The 17,222-nt window shown below is 35.9% G+C and carries 15 protein-coding genes; 11 read left to right on the plus strand and 4 right to left on the minus strand.

Features of this window, described 5'->3' with window-relative positions; genetic code table 11:
- Positions 1-9: 9 nt before the first annotated feature.
- The gene (gene folP, locus BMX24_RS11210) at positions 10-777 is read right to left on the minus strand and encodes a dihydropteroate synthase (protein ID WP_089792902.1); all 768 of its coding nucleotides are present in this window, start codon (positions 775-777) and stop codon (positions 10-12) included.
- A gap of 325 nt (positions 778-1,102) precedes the next feature.
- On the opposite strand from folP, the gene BMX24_RS11215 reads away from it, so the two are divergent.
- From BMX24_RS11215 to tpiA, 6 genes are all read left to right on the plus strand, one after another.
- Complete coding sequence (locus BMX24_RS11215) at positions 1,103-1,669, plus strand: DUF1599 domain-containing protein (protein ID WP_089792555.1); 567 nt, start codon at positions 1,103-1,105, stop codon at positions 1,667-1,669.
- A 1-nt stretch (position 1,670) separates the two neighbouring features.
- Entirely contained in the window at positions 1,671-2,783 is a 1,113-nt protein-coding gene (locus tag BMX24_RS11220; RefSeq protein WP_089792558.1) for a BT_3928 family protein, read from the plus strand.
- Positions 2,784-2,870: 87 nt separating this feature from the next.
- Positions 2,871-3,221 carry a tellurite resistance TerB family protein gene (locus BMX24_RS11225; RefSeq protein ID WP_089792560.1) on the plus strand — a complete coding sequence of 117 codons (351 nt, stop codon included), beginning with the start codon at positions 2,871-2,873 and terminating at the stop codon, positions 3,219-3,221.
- Positions 3,222-3,295: 74 nt separating this feature from the next.
- Positions 3,296-4,678: an AAA family ATPase gene (locus BMX24_RS11230; protein WP_089792562.1), complete on the plus strand. Its 1,383-nt coding sequence runs from the start codon at positions 3,296-3,298 to the stop codon at positions 4,676-4,678.
- Complete coding sequence (locus BMX24_RS11235; protein ID WP_089792564.1) at positions 4,671-5,342, plus strand: DUF4276 family protein; 672 nt, start codon at positions 4,671-4,673, stop codon at positions 5,340-5,342. The genes BMX24_RS11230 and BMX24_RS11235 overlap by 8 nt, the downstream gene beginning before the upstream one ends.
- Positions 5,343-5,347: 5 nt before the next feature.
- Complete coding sequence (tpiA, locus tag BMX24_RS11240; RefSeq protein ID WP_089792566.1) at positions 5,348-6,106, plus strand: triose-phosphate isomerase; 759 nt, start codon at positions 5,348-5,350, stop codon at positions 6,104-6,106.
- Between the two features lie 405 nt (positions 6,107-6,511).
- Here tpiA and BMX24_RS11245 read toward each other — a convergent pair whose 3' ends face one another.
- The 3 genes from BMX24_RS11245 to dnaG form a co-directional block, all read right to left on the minus strand.
- The gene (locus tag BMX24_RS11245) at positions 6,512-7,771 is read right to left on the minus strand and encodes an esterase-like activity of phytase family protein (protein WP_089792568.1); all 1,260 of its coding nucleotides are present in this window, start codon (positions 7,769-7,771) and stop codon (positions 6,512-6,514) included.
- A gap of 522 nt (positions 7,772-8,293) precedes the next feature.
- Positions 8,294-8,980, minus strand: coding sequence for an ATP-dependent Clp endopeptidase proteolytic subunit ClpP (gene clpP / locus BMX24_RS11250; RefSeq protein ID WP_089792569.1), 687 nt, complete (start codon positions 8,978-8,980; stop codon positions 8,294-8,296).
- Between the two features lie 112 nt (positions 8,981-9,092).
- Entirely contained in the window at positions 9,093-11,069 is a 1,977-nt protein-coding gene (dnaG, locus tag BMX24_RS11255; protein ID WP_089792571.1) for a DNA primase, read from the minus strand.
- Between the two features lie 352 nt (positions 11,070-11,421).
- On the opposite strand from dnaG, the gene BMX24_RS11260 reads away from it, so the two are divergent.
- The 5 genes from BMX24_RS11260 to BMX24_RS11280 all read left to right on the plus strand — a co-directional run bounded on the left by BMX24_RS11260 (position 11,422) and on the right by BMX24_RS11280 (position 17,171).
- Positions 11,422-13,185 carry a T9SS type A sorting domain-containing protein gene (locus tag BMX24_RS11260; RefSeq protein WP_089792572.1) on the plus strand — a complete coding sequence of 588 codons (1,764 nt, stop codon included), beginning with the start codon at positions 11,422-11,424 and terminating at the stop codon, positions 13,183-13,185.
- 75 nt (positions 13,186-13,260) lie between these two features.
- Positions 13,261-15,012 carry a zinc-dependent metalloprotease gene (locus BMX24_RS11265; RefSeq protein WP_089792575.1) on the plus strand — a complete coding sequence of 584 codons (1,752 nt, stop codon included), beginning with the start codon at positions 13,261-13,263 and terminating at the stop codon, positions 15,010-15,012.
- Between the two features lie 117 nt (positions 15,013-15,129).
- A complete protein-coding gene (tsaE, locus tag BMX24_RS11270; RefSeq protein WP_089792577.1) occupies positions 15,130-15,537 on the plus strand; it encodes a tRNA (adenosine(37)-N6)-threonylcarbamoyltransferase complex ATPase subunit type 1 TsaE in 408 nt (135 codons plus the stop codon).
- Between the two features lie 69 nt (positions 15,538-15,606).
- Positions 15,607-16,800, plus strand: a complete 1,194-nt coding sequence (locus tag BMX24_RS11275) for an alanine dehydrogenase (protein ID WP_089792579.1) — start codon at positions 15,607-15,609, stop codon at positions 16,798-16,800.
- On the plus strand, positions 16,800-17,171 hold the full coding sequence (locus BMX24_RS11280) for a hypothetical protein (protein WP_089792581.1): 372 nt from the start codon (positions 16,800-16,802) through the stop codon (positions 17,169-17,171). Before BMX24_RS11275 ends, BMX24_RS11280 begins: the two co-directional genes overlap by 1 nt.
- The last annotated feature ends 51 nt before the right edge of the window (positions 17,172-17,222 follow it).

Genomic DNA, 17,222 nt, shown 5'->3' on the forward strand with positions numbered 1-17,222 from the left:
ACGAATCAATTATTTATTCAAAAAAGCGTCAACCGTTTTCTTAGCTTCCACAACATCATGAACCCTCAATATTTTTGCTCCCTGCTGCAAAACTTTTAAATGAAGCTTTTGTGTTTCTTCATTGATATCCAAAGACGATTTTCCGAGCGGTTTGTAAATGAAAGATTTTCTTGAAATTCCAATTAATAAAGGAAATTTTCCAAAATCAAGATACTTTACTTCATCGATCATTTTCATTTGATCTTCCACTGTTTTTCCAAAACCAAAACCGGGATCCAGAATAATGTCATTCACTCCTTTTTCTAATAGCTCCATCGTTTTTTCAGAAAAATACTGATTCTCCGAAAGGGTAATATCAGCGAATTTTATTTTATCATGCATCGTTTCATAAGAAGGATTTACATGCATTAAAACATACGGAAGCTTCGTCGCGGCAACAGTATCAAACATTTTGTCATCATAATGCCCTCCGGAAATATCATTAATAATATCAATCCCTTCATTAAATCCAAATTCTACGGTTTCCGAATAAAAAGTATCCAGTGAAATCAATGCTTCCGGAAATTCTTTTTTCATTAAAGAAATGATATTTCCAATTCGTCTAATTTCCTCACTACTTTCTAAAAACTCAGCCTTCGGGCGGGTTGATTGCGGACCGAGATCAATAATTTCAGCCCCATCTTTTAACATTTTTTCTGTATGTTGCAGCGCTGATTTTTCATTATTAAACTTTCCACCGTCAGAAAAAGAATCCGGGGTCAGATTCAGAATCCCCATGATTTTTGGCACACTTAAATCTACCAATCTCCCGTTGCAGTTGATTGAATGGAAAGGCTGGGAAGTTGGAACGTTGGAGGGTTTTAGAGTTTGAGAGTGGGAAAGTTTGGACATTATTTGAATGATGGATTGAGTTATTTCCGCAAAATTAAAATAATTGCTGAATAATTTATGATCTAATTAAACTTTAAAACATCAATCTCACAAACTCTTCACTCCCCAACCCTAAAACCCTCTAACCCTCCTACTCTAAAACTCTCCAAAACTTACCTTCCCCAAGCGCTCAAACACAAAATTTCGTATATTTGGAAGATTAAGAGATTTTATGTCAAAAACATCAGTACAGTTCGAGAAAATTATTGGTCAGTGCCGTGAACTTTTCAGTAAAAAACTACAGGATTACGGTGCAGCATGGAGGGTTTTAAGACCGAGTTCGATTACGGATCAGATCTACATTAAAGTCAACAGAATCCGTACGTTACAGATGACCGATAAAAAAATGGTGGACGAAAGTGAAGAAGATGAATTCATTGCTATCGTCAACTACTCTATCATTGGACTGATTCAGCTTGAAAAAGGCTTTTCCAACGATTTTAACGAAAATAAAGAAGAAATTTTAAATCTTTACGATAAATATTCCACCGAAGCTAAAAATTTAATGGAAAGAAAAAACCATGACTATGGCGAAGCGTGGAGAGATATGAGAATTTCTTCGATCACAGATTTGATTTATCAGAAAGTTTTAAGAACAAAACAAATAGAAGATAATCAGGGAGTTACTATTGTTTCGGAAGGTTTGGACGCCAATTATTTTGACATGCTGAACTATGCCGTTTTCTGCTTGATAAAATTCTCTGAAAAAGAAAACAACGTTGAATCCAAAACTATTTAATATGATCAAAGGTTTATTACGTCTCGTTATTGCTGTTATTTTCATCCTTTCGGGCTTCGTAAAAGCAGTAGACTTGGTAGGTTTTTCTTTCAAAATGGAAGAATATTTCGCTCCCAATGTCTTTGATATGCCATTTTTAGAAAAATTTGCACTGCCACTTTCGATATTTGTTGTGGTTTTGGAACTTCTTCTGGGGTTTATGCTTTTATTAAAATTAAAACTTAAATTCACGCTTTCAGCATTAATTGCGCTTTGTATTTTCTTTGGTTTTCTTACGTTTTATTCCGCTTATTACAATGTGGTAACGGATTGCGGATGTTTTGGAGATGCTATAAAATTTACACCTTGGCAGAGTTTTATTAAGGATATTGTTCTTTTGGTGGGGTTAATTATTGTTTTTATTCTTTATCGAAAAGAATTTAAGAAAAAAGACGATTACACGTTCACCTCCAAGAAAGATCCTTCCGGGACATTTAAATATATTCTTCTGGGAATTTTCTCTTTGGTAATGATTTACATTATGTCTCAGGGAATTATGCATGAACCACTGATCGATTTCCGTGACTATAAAATCGGAACCGATATCAAGGGTGAAAAGGAAAAAATTAATAAAAACCCATCAGAATACAAAACTTTTTACTCTCTTAAAAATGAAAAAACGGGAGAAGTTAAAAAAGTAAATCAGGACGATTATATCAAAAAAACAGAATATTGGGCAGAAGGCTCCCCATGGAAGATCGAGGAAGGAAAAAATGAATCTGTGCTCATAAAAGAAGGGTATAAATCTGAAATTGTAAAATTCAAAATTGAAGATCCGACCGGAATGGAAGTGACAGACGAAATCATCCACGCGCCAAAAGCGATCCTTGTTTTCTCTTATCATCCGAAAGATATTTCACCGGAATTATTGAAGCAGGTCGAGGCTAAAGTGAAGACTCAGGGAGCAAATATTGTGTACGGGGTTTCTACCGAGCCGAATACTTTTAAAACCATTAAAAACATGATGATGGACGGAACTGCCATAAAAACTATTGCAAGAAGTAACCCATTTGTTTTAATTTTACAAAACGGAAAAATTGTAGACAAACAGCCTGCGAAAGACTATGTGAAATAGTGAAGAAGTGAATGGTGAATTGTCAATTTTTTCACCGTGAAAATCAATTTTAATTTTAAACACTCAACTTTAATTATAAATTTAATAATGCAAAAATCAAATAAATCAATTGCTGGTTACCATTTACTGATGATTCTTTCTTCTGTAGACGGTGAATTTGCCCCAGAGGAAGGGATTCTTATCCAACAATATCTTTCTGAGGAATTTCCTTTCAGAGTAAATCTGGATAACGAACTGGAAACTATCGCTTTACTAAAACCGGAGGAATGGAAAGATCATTTCGAATTCCATGGACGTTGCTTCCTTGACGATTCTACGCAGGACGAGCGTGAAAAATTTGTACAATTTGCGAAAACCCTGATCAAAGCAGATAATAAAGTAACTGACGAAGAGCATACTTTCTATACGCTGTTGAAAAATCTTTGGAATATTAAGTAAGTTAGGAATTAAGATTATTCATTACCACATTTATAAACTTATATTTGTTTAAATTTCAAAATAAAATATAAAAAATGATTACAAAGATTAAAATAAATGGTTTTAAATCATTTCATAATTTTGAAATGACTTTTACACCATTTACCATAATCGCAGGTACAAATGCTTCTGGAAAAAGTAATCTTTTTGATGCATTAGAATTACTTTCAAAACTTGCGGATTCAGACAATATTAAAAAAGCTCTTCAAAGCCAACGGGGAGATTTTTTGGAATTGTTTAGCATGTATGATAGAGGAATTTATACTGATAAGATGGAATTTGAAGTTGAAATGCTTGTAAATAGTAAAGTAAGAGATGCTTGGGGTAATGAGGCCGTTTTAAAATATACAAGATTACAATATCAATTAAAATTAAGAAGATTTGTTAATCAATCTGGTCTAGAGGATGTAGAACTATTTCATGAAAAATTAATTAATCTTAAGCATCAGGATGATAAATGGATTGAATTAATATCAAAAAAAAACAGAGAAATATGGCGGCCCAAAGTACCTGCTGGAAAAAGAGGTGTTCCCTATATAGATTCTGATATTGTTGAGGGAATGAACACTGTTATCGTTCCCCAAGATTCAAAAGGAGGAAATAAAAGAAGATTTCCGTTAAACAATGCCAACAGAACAGTTTTAAGCAGTTTTGATTCAATCGATTTCCCTCACGTTCTAGCAGCAAAAGAAGAAATGAAATCATGGAAATTTCTTCAATTAAATCCAGATGATTTGAGAGAACCAACAAATAAAAATAATGGAGAGGATGAGATAACTATTTCTGGGAAAAATTTAGCAGCTGCATTATATAGAATATCTTTAAAAAATGATTTTGCTTTAAAAGAAATTTCAAGAAAATTAAACAAATTTCTTCCCCAATTTGTAGAAGTAAAAATTATTGATGATAAAGAGAATCGCCAATTTATAATAAAATTAACTGATGTAGATAAAAAAGAATATACATCAAGAGTACTTTCAGAAGGAACCTTAAGGATATTAACATTATGTATTTTAGAATATGATGATAATTTTGGAAGTTTATTATGTTTTGAAGAACCAGAAAATGGTATACACCCCGCAAGAATCTCAACTATGCTTGATTTATTAGCTGATTTAAGCACAGATTTTTCAGATAACGAATTACCTTTAAAACAAGTAATTGTAAATACCCACTCCTCTGTTTTGATTGGAGAATTCTGGAAAAACTTCAAAGAAGATAATAACAAATCTCTTTGGTTTAGTAAAATGGTTACAAAAGTGGATGTCTATAAAAATGAAAAAATAAAGTTTGAAACTACTAAACTTTCTCCAGTAGATAAAAATTTTATTGCTGATTTATTTCCAGATAAAAAAGTTTCAATTCTTAATGTTAAAGATTATTTAGATAATGGTAATTTTTCTTTAGACAATGAGTAATAAACAACTATTTATAGGATTAATTTCCGAAGGTTCTACTGATACTAGATTTCTGTTTTCGGTCGTAGATAGAACTATCAAGCAACTAGTTTATGATTTTGGAAGTAATGTTGAAATATATATAGAAGAATTAAAAAAAGATTCTGGCAAGAAGTTCATAAAACAAATTATTGATGCCAATTTAGCTTATCAAAAAGAAAACTTCATTAATATTCTTTTAGTTCATTGCGATGCAGACAATAAAGATGATTCTAAAGTTCTGAAAGAAAAATATATTCCTTTAATAGAAAACATTAAATCGAATAAAGATATAATTTGTAAAGAAATTATACCTGTTATTCCTATTTATATGATTGAATCATGGATGCTAGCGGACATTGATTTATTCTTAGATGAAATTTCCACTCATAAAACGAAATCTGAACTTGGAATCAATGGTAATCCTGAATCGTTTACAAATCCGAAAAACAAAATAAAAGAAGCATTACAAATTATTAACCAAGAAAAACCTAAAAAAAGGAGAAAAGATTTACAAATAAGTGATTTGTATCAAATTATTGGTCAAAAAATTGAAATTGAAAAACTTATAGAATTAAATTCTTTCAAGAATTTCTATAATCAAATTTCTGATTCGTTGGCAAAATTAAAATTTATATATAAATAAGATCTATGAGAAGAAAAATAGTTGCAGGAAACTGGAAAATGAACAAAAATGTAATTGATGCTCAACAATTAATGGTTCAATTACTAAGCTATAAAAACAATAATACCACCAACTGTGAAGTTTGGATTGCCCCTCCATCTTTGTATTTAATGATGGCTAAAGATATCTTTGAAAAAGATGAAATCGGAGTATTTTCTCAGGATATGAGCGAGCACGAAAGCGGAGCTTATACCGGTGAAATTTCTGCAGATATGCTGGAATCCATCGACGCTACAGGTTCTTTGATCGGCCACTCTGAAAGAAGACAATACCACGGCGAAACAGATTCTCACTGCAACAGAAAAGTAAAATTGGCTTTGGATAAAGGCTTAATTCCCGTATACTGCAACGGTGAAACACTGGAACAAAGAAAAGCAGGACAGCATTTTGAAGTGGTAAAAAACCAAACTGAAGTCGCACTTTTCACTCTTTCTGCAGAAGAAATAAAAAAAGTGGTGATTGCTTACGAACCGGTTTGGGCCATCGGAACTGGTGAAACGGCAACTCCTGAACAGGCTCAGGAAATCCATGCTCACATCAGAAATATCATTGCTTCAAAATACGGAAAAGAAGTTGCTGACGAAGTTTCTATCCTTTACGGAGGTTCTGTAAAACCGGATAATGCAAAAGAAATTTTCTCTCAACCAGATATCGATGGAGGATTGATTGGTGGAGCGGCTTTGAAATTAGAGGATTTCTCTAAAATTATTGAGGCTTTTAATTAATTTAGATTTAAAATATTTTATATAAGATCGTCTTTTTAGACGGTCTTTTTTTGTTTTTAATTTCCCACGGATTTCACAGATTTACTCAGATGATTGTGTTTAAAATATTTTCTTGCGATTGGGAAGATTACGTAATTTTTTTTAACGCAAAGTTTTAATTTAAATTATCATTAATATCAAGGGTGCCAAGAATATCAACAAGTTGATTTAATGAAGCTATATTTTCAAGCTTCGCGCAGCAAATTTATTTGCCTTTTTCTAACTAAAATATAGATTAAATCATAAATTCTTTGCGTTTAAATTTAAAAAATAAAACACAACCATCTGAGGAAAACCTGCAAAATCCGTGAGAGACAAAAAACAAAAGCGGCAATCAAAATGATCACCGCTTTCTACAAAATCTAATTATTGAATATCGACTATATACATTGTTCCTTTGTCCTGTTTCCCTGTTTTAGGAAGAATTTTCGTTTTCGGATTTCCGTTTCCGTCGTCTGCAACACCGAAGTCATCGTCATTGAAAACTGCCAGTTTGTTATTTCCTAAATACACAATTCCTTCGAATTTATCGTGTTCGTAGCCTATTTTTGAAACCAGATCAACCGCTAAAGTTTTTGTCACAGGTTTTAATCCTGCTGCATTTATTTCATCCCAAGTACTTTGTTCAAGGGTTTTATTATTGATTTTCATTCCGTCAACGGCTGTAAAATCTGACCCACTTACATCAGAAGCTCCTGAAAGATTGATCCTGTAGACTTTTTTAAGTCCGCCTTCTGAGCCAAATTTTCCGTCTCTTTCGATAACTAAAAATTCCGTATTGCTGATTGGCGTGATGTCACAAACCGAATCCGAAGCGCCGCCGTCCTGTTTGTATAAGTATTGCTTTGTCTGTCCGCTTACCAGATCAAAAGTGACAATCCTAGTTAACGTCGTATTCGTTGCCAAAGCCTTTGTTGGAACATACATCGTCGATTGCATCGTCCCTACCAGCATTTTTCCGTCTGGTGTCATGCACATGCCTTCCATTCCTCGGTTAGGTCTTCTTTTGGCAAAAACGGCAGGAAGTTTTCTCGTTCCGGTATTTACTCCGTACGGGCTGATTCTTTCCAACTCTATTCCATCTGCGCTGTAATGAACAATGTGCGGTCCATATTCATCAGAAACCCAAAAAGTTCCGTCTGCTGCAGCAACAATACTTTCGCTGTCTAAGCCGTAATTATCCGTTCCCAACACACTTCCGTCTGCTGCATAGGCAATTTCTCCCGTGCTTCCCATTCCTACGGGATTCGGAAGACCTGTGATAGGCTGTCCGGAAGGATTTTTAAGTTTGATATACTTTATTACCTCAATATTTCCGTCTGCATTTATCTTAAAATGCATAATTGTCGGTGTAAAATTTGGAACCAGGATTTTAATTCCGTTTGAATACGCCACGTTCGGGCCACGATCGGTAATGGCGTAGAACTCTCCTTTTTGAGTCGGATGTGCTGTTGCGCCTGACCCGAAACCTCCGTTGATTACGTTAATCCCGTTTAAAGTCGTTAATGTAGAAAAAGGGAATTCCTGAGGAAGTTTGGAATAATTGATATCCTGATTGTTTACATTGTCATCATCATTACAAGCCAATACAGTAAGGGCAAATAAAGGTAATAAGAATTTTTTCATGTTTACTTTTTACTGGGAGCGAAAGTAGGCATTGATTGTAAATTGATCTTGAATGCAATATTAATTTTGAAATAAATAAATGAAAGTGGGAAGATGGAGGCTGGAAGTTTATCTAATTGAATAAACTGCCAAGTTAAATTTTTTCAATAGGAACGGGCTTTAACCGAAACCTAAAATTATAAGTTTTGGCTAAAGCCAACCAGCATACTCCAAACTGAAAAACGGGCTAAAGCCCGTCTCTATTGATGAAAATGTCTGTGGAAACCTATTGGTGATTGAGGCTCTCAAAATCACCATTCCCTGACACAATAGCCCAGATAGAAACGGCATCCTTTTTTGTTGCGGCTGGAGCAAAGCGGAAGCCGTAACAAAAAAGATATAGTGGATAGCTGGAAATAGCTTCTAAAAATAAGTAATGAACAATTGGCAATGAGTAATAGATTACATTTCAAATAAAAATATTCATAAAAAAAAACGCACCAAGGTGAATTGATGCGCTTTTAATTATTTCTTTAAAGAAAATTATTTTTTCTCTGCAGATCTCTGTAAAACTTCGTCTACCATTCCGTAGCCTTTTGCTTCTTCAGAAGTCATCCAGTAATCTCTGTCTGAGGATTTTTCAACCCAGTCATACGCTTGTCCTGAATGATGAGCGATGATCTCATAAAGCTCCTGCTTTAGTTTCAACATCTCTCTCAAGTTGATTTCCATATCTGAAGCCACTCCTTGAGCACCTCCTGAAGGCTGGTGAATCATTACTCTTGAGTGTTTCAGGGCAGAACGTTTTCCTTTTTCTCCGGCTACCAACAATACAGCTCCCATAGAAGCAGCCATACCTGTACAGATAGTCGCTACATCGGGCTTGATGATCTGCATCGTATCATAAATTCCCAATCCCGCATAAACACTACCACCAGGAGAATTGATATAGATCTGAATATCTTTTGAAGGGTCTGCGCTTTCTAAGAATAAAAGCTGCGCCGTAACGATATTGGCAACCTGATCGTCGATCCCGGTACCTAAGAAAATGATCCTGTCCATCATCAAACGGGAGAAAACGTCCATCTGAGCAACGTTTAATCTTCTCTCTTCCATGATGTACGGCGTAAGATTCGTTGGACCATACATTCCCATATACTGATCGGTAACCAGACCGTTATTTCCTAAATGTTTTACAGAGAAATCTCTGAATTCTTTTTTAATGTCCATATTTCTATTGTGTATTATTAAAATTTATTGAAGTTTAAATTACAACTTTTATTCCTAAAATTTTATAGGACTTTTTGTCACAGAGTTGGCAAGTATTGTGTATAATTTTAACTTATCTGTCAGTATAAATGCCCGTTATTGCAGAATAATTCAAGATTTTTGTTAATTCTATGGAAACCACGGTAAGCATCTGAATTTTCTTTAATAAGTCAAAATATTTTTCTTCGTCCGAATCTGCACATTCCGCAAGCTCTCTTTTGCTTTTTAAAATAAGAAAATTAACATATCTGAATTTATGAATCAGGATATCACCGGCAACCTGCTCGGGAATTCGGTCTCCGTAATTCGGTGAAAAAATATTTCTGGTCTCCCAATTGTTGAGCTCACTGTAAATATTCATTGAATTGACGGCGGCTTTGCTCAGTTCCTCATCCATCAATCCAAAAAAGAAATTCCCTTTTCGCAGTTCTTCTTTTTCGATTCCTTCCTTGATGTACTCTACGATTTTCTTATTTAATTCAACTTGAAATTCATAATCGTCTTCCTCAAAATGATGTAAAATTTCCTCAATTACCGTAATGTCATATTTTTTTTCATCGGGAGTTGTCCGTTGCAGAACCACGTCGCCATAGTTCAGCATATGATTGATCAGGTCATTTTCAAGTTTGGTTACATTAAAAATGATAGGATCAACTTCCTCTTTACTTTCATGAACAATCTCAAGTTTTGCCGGCTGAGCTTCCGTTCTTGCCTGAGCTTTCTGCGTCTGGTTCTGGGTAATCTGCTTCTGAACATCCAGCTCATTAAACAAACTCTGCTCCGACAATCCGAATTTATTGGAAACCTGTTTCAGATAAACCTCTCTTTTTAAGGCATTCTGAACAAAAGAAACCGATTTTACGATATCGCGGATGGCTTCAGCTTTTTTTATCGGGTCGTTTCCGACTTCTTTTAAAAGGATTTCAGCTTTAAAATCAATAAAATCCATCGCTTCATTTTCGATGAATTTTTCGACATATTCCTGCGGATGTTTTCTTGCAAAAGAATCCGGGTCATCACCGTCCGGAAACAGAAGAACACGGATGTTCATTCCTTCCGTCAGCAGCATATCAATACTTCGGAAGCTGGCTTTGATACCGGCATTATCGCCATCGAAAAGGATGGTAACGTTTTCCGTAAGTCTTTTGATTAATTTAATTTGTTCCGTCGTTAAAGAAGTTCCGGAACTTGCCACAACATTTTCAATTCCCGACATATGAAGGGAAATCACATCCATATATCCTTCCACCAAAAGACAGACATTTTTTCGCGAAATAGCCTGTTTACTTTGATTTAATCCGTAAAGAACATTGGATTTGTGATAAATTTCCGTCTCGGGCGAATTGAGATATTTTGCCGTTTTGACATTATTTTTAAGAATTCTCGCTCCAAAACCAAGCACCCTCCCCGAAAAACTATGGATCGGGAAAATGACCCTCTCCCGAAAACGGTCGACTCCGGCTGGTGTATTTTCAGGGAAAATAGAAAGTCCGGATTTTTCGAGAATTTCTTTTGCATAGCCTTTTTCAAGCGCATATTCCGTGAAAGCATTTTTCTTCTCCGGAGAATATCCAAGCTGAAATTTTCTGATGATATCATCCTTCAGCTCACGCTCTTTGAAATAAGCGAGACCGATCGATTTTCCTTCTTCGGAATCCCAAAGTATTTCCTGAAAATAATTATTGGCAACTTCGTGAATTTTATATAAAAGATCCCTTTCCGTATGCGCCTGCTTTGCTTCTTCGGAAAAGTCTTTCTGATCTTCTTCAATCTCAATTCCGTATTTTTTGGCGGCATGGCGAAGTGCTTCCGGATAAGTGAAATTTTCGATTTCCATTAAGAATGAAATGGCTGTTCCACCCTTCCCGGTCGAGAAATCCTTCCAAATCTGCTTGCTCGCCGAAACCACAAAACTTGGTGTCTTTTCATCATGAAACGGACTGAGTCCTTTATAATTAGACCCTGCCCTCTTCAACTGCACATATTCTCCCACAATCTCTTCTACGCGGATTGTGGAGAATATTTTATCTATGGTCTGTTTGGAAATCATGATGTAAAAATAAGAATATGTTTCTTATTTCCTTTAAAAATAAAATTTCGTGAAAATCTGAAACAAACTTAAAATTTAATCATAAAAAATGTAATTCACTAATATTAAAATATTTAGATTGTCTATCCCCGACTATCATGAAATCAATAAGAATGAATAAGTAACTCATAGTCAGTTTTTTACTTAAAATTTCCATTCACATCCCAAATTGCGCTGATTTCCAAATACATACATTTATTATATCTTCACTGAAAATAAATTAACTATAATTGATTTTACATCACAAATCAGCAAAAAACACAAATTATTTTTTAAGAATTCAAAACACAACAAATCAAAAAAAATAATTAAGATGAAAAAAATTACTTTTCAATTCAGAAAATGGGCATTTTTGTTAATCTTCTCTTTTATCGATTGTAGCATATTTGCCCAAGAGAGAGCGCAAGAATACCAATTAGGTACAAACACAGACTTTTTAAATCAATTACAGTCACAACTAAACACAAATGGTAAAAATGATCTGCTGACTCTTCAAGTATCTGACAAAGAAGCCCTAAGATCGATCGTAAACTATTACGAAAGAAGCCCTGACGGAACTTTGCATCTTGAGGGAGAGCTTACTGGAAGCGCAACCGGAACTTTCAGCATCCGAATAAAGGAAAATAAGCTTGAAGGAAATATTATGCTTCCAAAAAACAAAGAGGCATTTATTTATAAGTCTGATACTAAAGGGAATGCCTTTATCAAAAAAATTGATATTAATAAAATCATCTGTGTAGATTTTCATGTTCCCGCTCAAAAATTAACGGAAAATAAGGTAGTCCGAACTCAGAAAAATTCTGTTCTGGGCAATGTTTCCAGTCTGCAGAGCAATCCGGGAGCCGGAGGATGTCTATTGCTGGATTTTAACGGATATATAGTACCCGCAGGAAGCGGATGGAACGGAGGAAACTCTTTTGTAGCCGCACCTTCAGGGATGAGCGATGCCGATATTCTGGAAGCCTGGGAGCTTGTATCCGAAGATTTCAGACCCTTCAACCTGAATGTGACCACTGATGAAGATGTCTTCAACAGCTATGCTCAAAACAAAAGAAGAAGATGTGTAATCACTCCTACCAGTACCGCTTCATCAGGAGGTGCGGGAGTTGCACTCATCAACAGTTTTTCATCGACGTCAGATTTACCTTGCTGGGTATTTACACAATCGGCAGGAACGTATGGAAAAATCGTAGGCGAAGTGGCATCTCATGAGCTGGGACATACACTAGGACTGCATCATGACGGGCAGGCTCAGTATACCTATTATGGCGGTCATGGAAATTGGGCGCCGATTATGGGAGTAAGTTATTATAAGAATGTAACCCAATGGAGCAAGGCAGAATATTCTAATGGAAACAACCATGAAGATGATCTTTCCATCATCAGCAGTGCTACGAACGGTGTTGGATACAGAATTGATAATCAAGGAGATAACTTCACCAACGCAACAACACTTAACACACTTGGAGAAGATGTTCTAGCTACACAAAATCAAGGAGTTATAGATCACACCAATGATATCGACGTGTTCAAGTTCCATACTTACGGAGGAGATGTTAATTTAAAAGTACAAGCTTCGGAAATACACAGTAATCTGCTTTTGAAAATCGCATTATACAACAGTCAGAATGTTTTAATAACCTCAGCCACAGGACATCCTGACAATCTGGGCGATCCGGTTGTCATTAATACCAACCTTACTACCGGAGATTACTATCTGGCCGTTACCGGAATCGGAGAAGGAACTCCCGATACAGGCTATACCAGTTATGCATCACTGGGTTATTACAACATTTCCGGAACACTGCCAAAAATTGGCACTTTAGCTGTAGATGAGCTTGAAAATGCAACCATCTATCCGAAAATGGTGAAAGATGAGTTTACCATCGACACCAAAATGAACGGAGAATATGAAGTACAGGTCTTAAACAGCTTAGGACAACTGTTGTACAAAAAACTTTTTTCTGATCAGATTCACCAGATAGCTTTTGCTGACAAACCCGTCGGAATTTATTTCGTCATTCTAAAAAACAAAAAAACAGGATTCCAAAAGTCACACAGCATTATCAAAAATTAATATCAATAAATAAAAGCTGTTTTACAGAAATAAAGCAGCTTTTACATTTTAATCACCAACAAAAAAATAAACAAAATGAAAAAACAACTTATTTTTGCAACATGGGCAAGCCTGCTTATTTGCATCTCAGTATTCAGTAATTTTTATGCCCAGGAAAAGCAGTCTTATTTTCTAGGAAGCACAGCGCAATTTGAACAGCAATTAACATCTTCTGTTTCAGAGCGCGAAGCGAGAGCATTAAGTTTAGCCATTTCAGAGCATGAAACCTTAAATGCTACAGTGAATTATAACAAAATTAATAATGGCTCCATGCACCTTGAAGGGGAAATACAGGGAGATCATCCCGGGAGTTTCAGTATTGTAATAAAAGAAAACAAATTGAATGGAAACATCTTACTTTTTAAGGATAAAAAGGCCTACACTTATTATTCTGACAACGGAAAAGCTTTTGTAAAAGAAACTGATATAAATAACTTAGTCTGTACAGACTTCAGTAAATCACCAAGTTCTTATAAAAGCGAAAAATCTTCATCGAGAACAACTTTAGCTGATATTAATAACCTACAGAGCTTTCCTGGGGCTGCAGGATGTATCCTGCTAGATTTTAACGGACATTATATGCCTGCAGGAAGCGGCTGGAATGGTGGGAATCCTATCAACGCACAACCTTCCGGCATGACTGCCAGTGCTATTGAAGAAGCATGGGAAGTTGTGGCAGAAGACTACAGACCTTTCAGTATCAATGTAACTACCAATGAAAGTGTCTACAACAGCTACCCTCAAAATAAAAGGATGAGAGCTGTCATTACTACCACTACCCAATACCACACCCCCGGTTTATCAGGTGTTGCCTTTGTAAACAGTTTTTCTAATGCTTATGATAATGATACCCCTTGCTGGGTTTTTACATGGGGTGCAACAATGCCAGGGAAATTCACGGGTGATGTGGCTTCGCATGAGCTGGGACATACTTTCGGACTCGGCCATGACGGAATAAATGGTGGCGGCTACTATGCCGGTCATGGCAATTGGGCACCTATTATGGGAATGTCTGACAGGCCCGTAATGCAATGGAGCAAAGGAGAATATACCGGAGCAAGTAATCTTGAAAATGATTTGGCTATTATTTCAGGAGCTGCCAACGGTGTCGGCTATCGCGCTGATAACGCAGGTGGTACCTACCCGACTGCCGTTCCCTTAACTATTGTAGGAAATCAAATCACGCCTGTAAAGGGTGTCATCGAAAGAACAGGAGAACTTGACATATTTTATTTCAATACAACAGGCGGAAATATCGAAATATCCATAAAAGCAGCCGACAGACACAGCAATCTGCGTCCGCGAATAAGACTTCACGGAAATACGGCTTTGCCTCCAATACTCGACTATACTGCACAGTCTAGTAACTTAGGTCTTCCTTTAACTTTCAATACCAATCTTCCGGCCGGAAAATATTATATCATCATAGAAGGCGTTGGTGACGGCACTGCAAACACAGGATATACCAATTACGGAAGTCTAGGCGCATACAGCATTTATGGGAAAACCAATTCTTCACTTTTGAGTACCAAAGAGATTAAAGAGAATAATGCTGTTAAGATTTTCCCTAATCCTGTAAAAGATAATCTCACTATCGACCTGGGATCCGACAATGACACCTATGAAATAGAACTTGTCAATCCTGTTGGGCAGTCATTATACAAAGCGACAACTTCGGAGAAAACTCATAAAATATCCGTATCAGAGAAACCAGCCGGAAAGTATTTTATTATTTTAAAAAATACAAAAACCGGATTGCGGAAATCATATAATATTATTAAACAATAAAATAAATGACAGGAATCAGTTTCAAAATTTGAAGCTGATTCTTTTTTTTGACTTCTCTTATTTTACTTTCGTTCTTATTTTCTATATTTTTGACTGTTGAATTTTAATTCAGAGAAAATGAAAATGACCATTCAGAAAAAAGAAGACTGGCAGGAGATTGTAGAGAAGATTCTCCCTCAGCTTAAACATAATATTTTTTTATTAAAAGGAAATCTCGGAGCAGGAAAAACCACTTTCACACAGTTTTTACTTAAAAATTTAGAAAGTGAAGATGAAGTGAGCTCTCCTACCTATTCCATTGTTAATGAATACAATACCCCAAAAGGAAAAGTATATCATTTTGATCTGTACCGTTTAAAAAACATCGAAGAAGCTTACGATATCGGTATTGAAGAATATCTGGACAACGCTTTTCTGTGCATTATTGAGTGGCCGGAAGTCTATCAGGATGAGCTTTACGGGCTTAACTATCACGAAATGAATATCATCAATAACGGAGATACAAGAGAAATTTCATTCGAGTAAATATTATGTATCTTTGCTATTGAATTTGAATGTAAATAACTATCTGTAAGAACCTAATTTAATTAAAGGATGAGTACTACAAATATTTTTACTCCTTTTACCGAAGAGGAACTGATGCCGAAGGAAGAAAAACTGGAGGTTATCAAAAAAGGAAAACAATTCAGTATTGGAATTCCTAAGGAAACTTCTCTGAACGAGAGAAGAACTTGTATCACACCCGATGCGGTGCAGGTTTTGGTAGAACACGGTCATGAACTTATCATAGAATCAGGAGCCGGTGAAAGTTCGTTTTTTACAGATTTGCAGTATTCTGAGTCGGGTGCGAAAATCACCACCGACCCGAAAGAAGCATTTGCTCAGGATTTAATCTTAAAAATCAATCCTCCGACAGAAGAGGAAATTGATTACATGAAACCGAACACTTATCTGGTTTCGGCACTTCAGATCAACCTGAGAGATAAAGATTACTTCCTAAAACTGGCAGAGAAAAAAGTAAACGCCATCGCTTTTGAATTTATTGTAGATGAATACAAGCAATTGGCTTTGGTAAGACTTGTCGGGGAAATCGCCGGAACAGTTTCGATTTTATACGCCTCTGAATTATTGGCATTATCAAACGGCTTAATGCTGGGAGGAATCACGGGAGTGAGACCTGCCGAAGTAGTCGTTTTAGGAGCCGGAATTGTTGGAGAATTTGCTACAAAAGCAGCCGTCGGTCTGGGAGCCAGTGTAAGGGTTTTTGATAATTCACTTTCGAAACTGAGAAGACTTCACACCTTAGTCGACAGCAGAGTACCGACCTCCATTATCGATCCGAAAGAATTAGGCAAAGCATTAAGACGTGCAGATGTTGTTATCGGTGCGCTTCCAAGATTAAATATGACTCCGATTGTGACCGAAGATATGGTCATGAAAATGAAAAAAGGCAGCGTAATCATCGATATCACCATCGACAACGGAAAAGTAATTGAAACATCCGAGCTTACCACAATGGAAGATCCTTACGTGATCAAGCACGGCGTTATCCATTGCGGACTTCCGAATCTTACCTCAAGAATGCCGAGAACGACGACAAAGGCCATCTCCAATTTCTTTCTTTCCTATATTTTAAATTACGACGAAGAAGGCGGCTTCGAAAATATGCTGGTGCGCAAAAATGAAATGAAACAGAGTCTTTATATGTACAAAGGCAGACACACAAAGAAAATCATCTGCGACCGTTTCGGGCTTACTTATCACGATATCAATCTTTTAATTTTCTAATGAAAAAACTGAAATTCTACTTAATTGGTCTTGTTCCGGGACTTCTTATTGTATTTTTTATATTAAACAAAAAAGGCGCAAGCTGCAGCGGTTATCTTCCCAACAGCCGTGTCATCGCGGAAACTCTTTCTAAAGATTTCAAGTATTCTGATGCTTTTAAAACAGAAATGAATACCTTAAAAATCGATGAAAAATTCCTGAAAGACAGCATTATCACCAAAGGAAAAGTAGATTTTGACAGAAGTCACGCCCAGAAAAAGCCGTGTCCGGATTATCTTTTGACATATCCTGAAAATAATCCGACTTACGAAATCACCTTTGAAAAATGTGAGGAAACCGTAATGTTGAATTCTTTGAAGAAATTGAAGTAAAAGCTTTGCAAAGCATTTATGCCTTAGCTCCTTTTAAATTAGAATTATCTT

This window comes from Chryseobacterium wanjuense, assembly GCF_900111495.1.
Taxonomy (GTDB): domain Bacteria; phylum Bacteroidota; class Bacteroidia; order Flavobacteriales; family Weeksellaceae; genus Chryseobacterium; species Chryseobacterium wanjuense.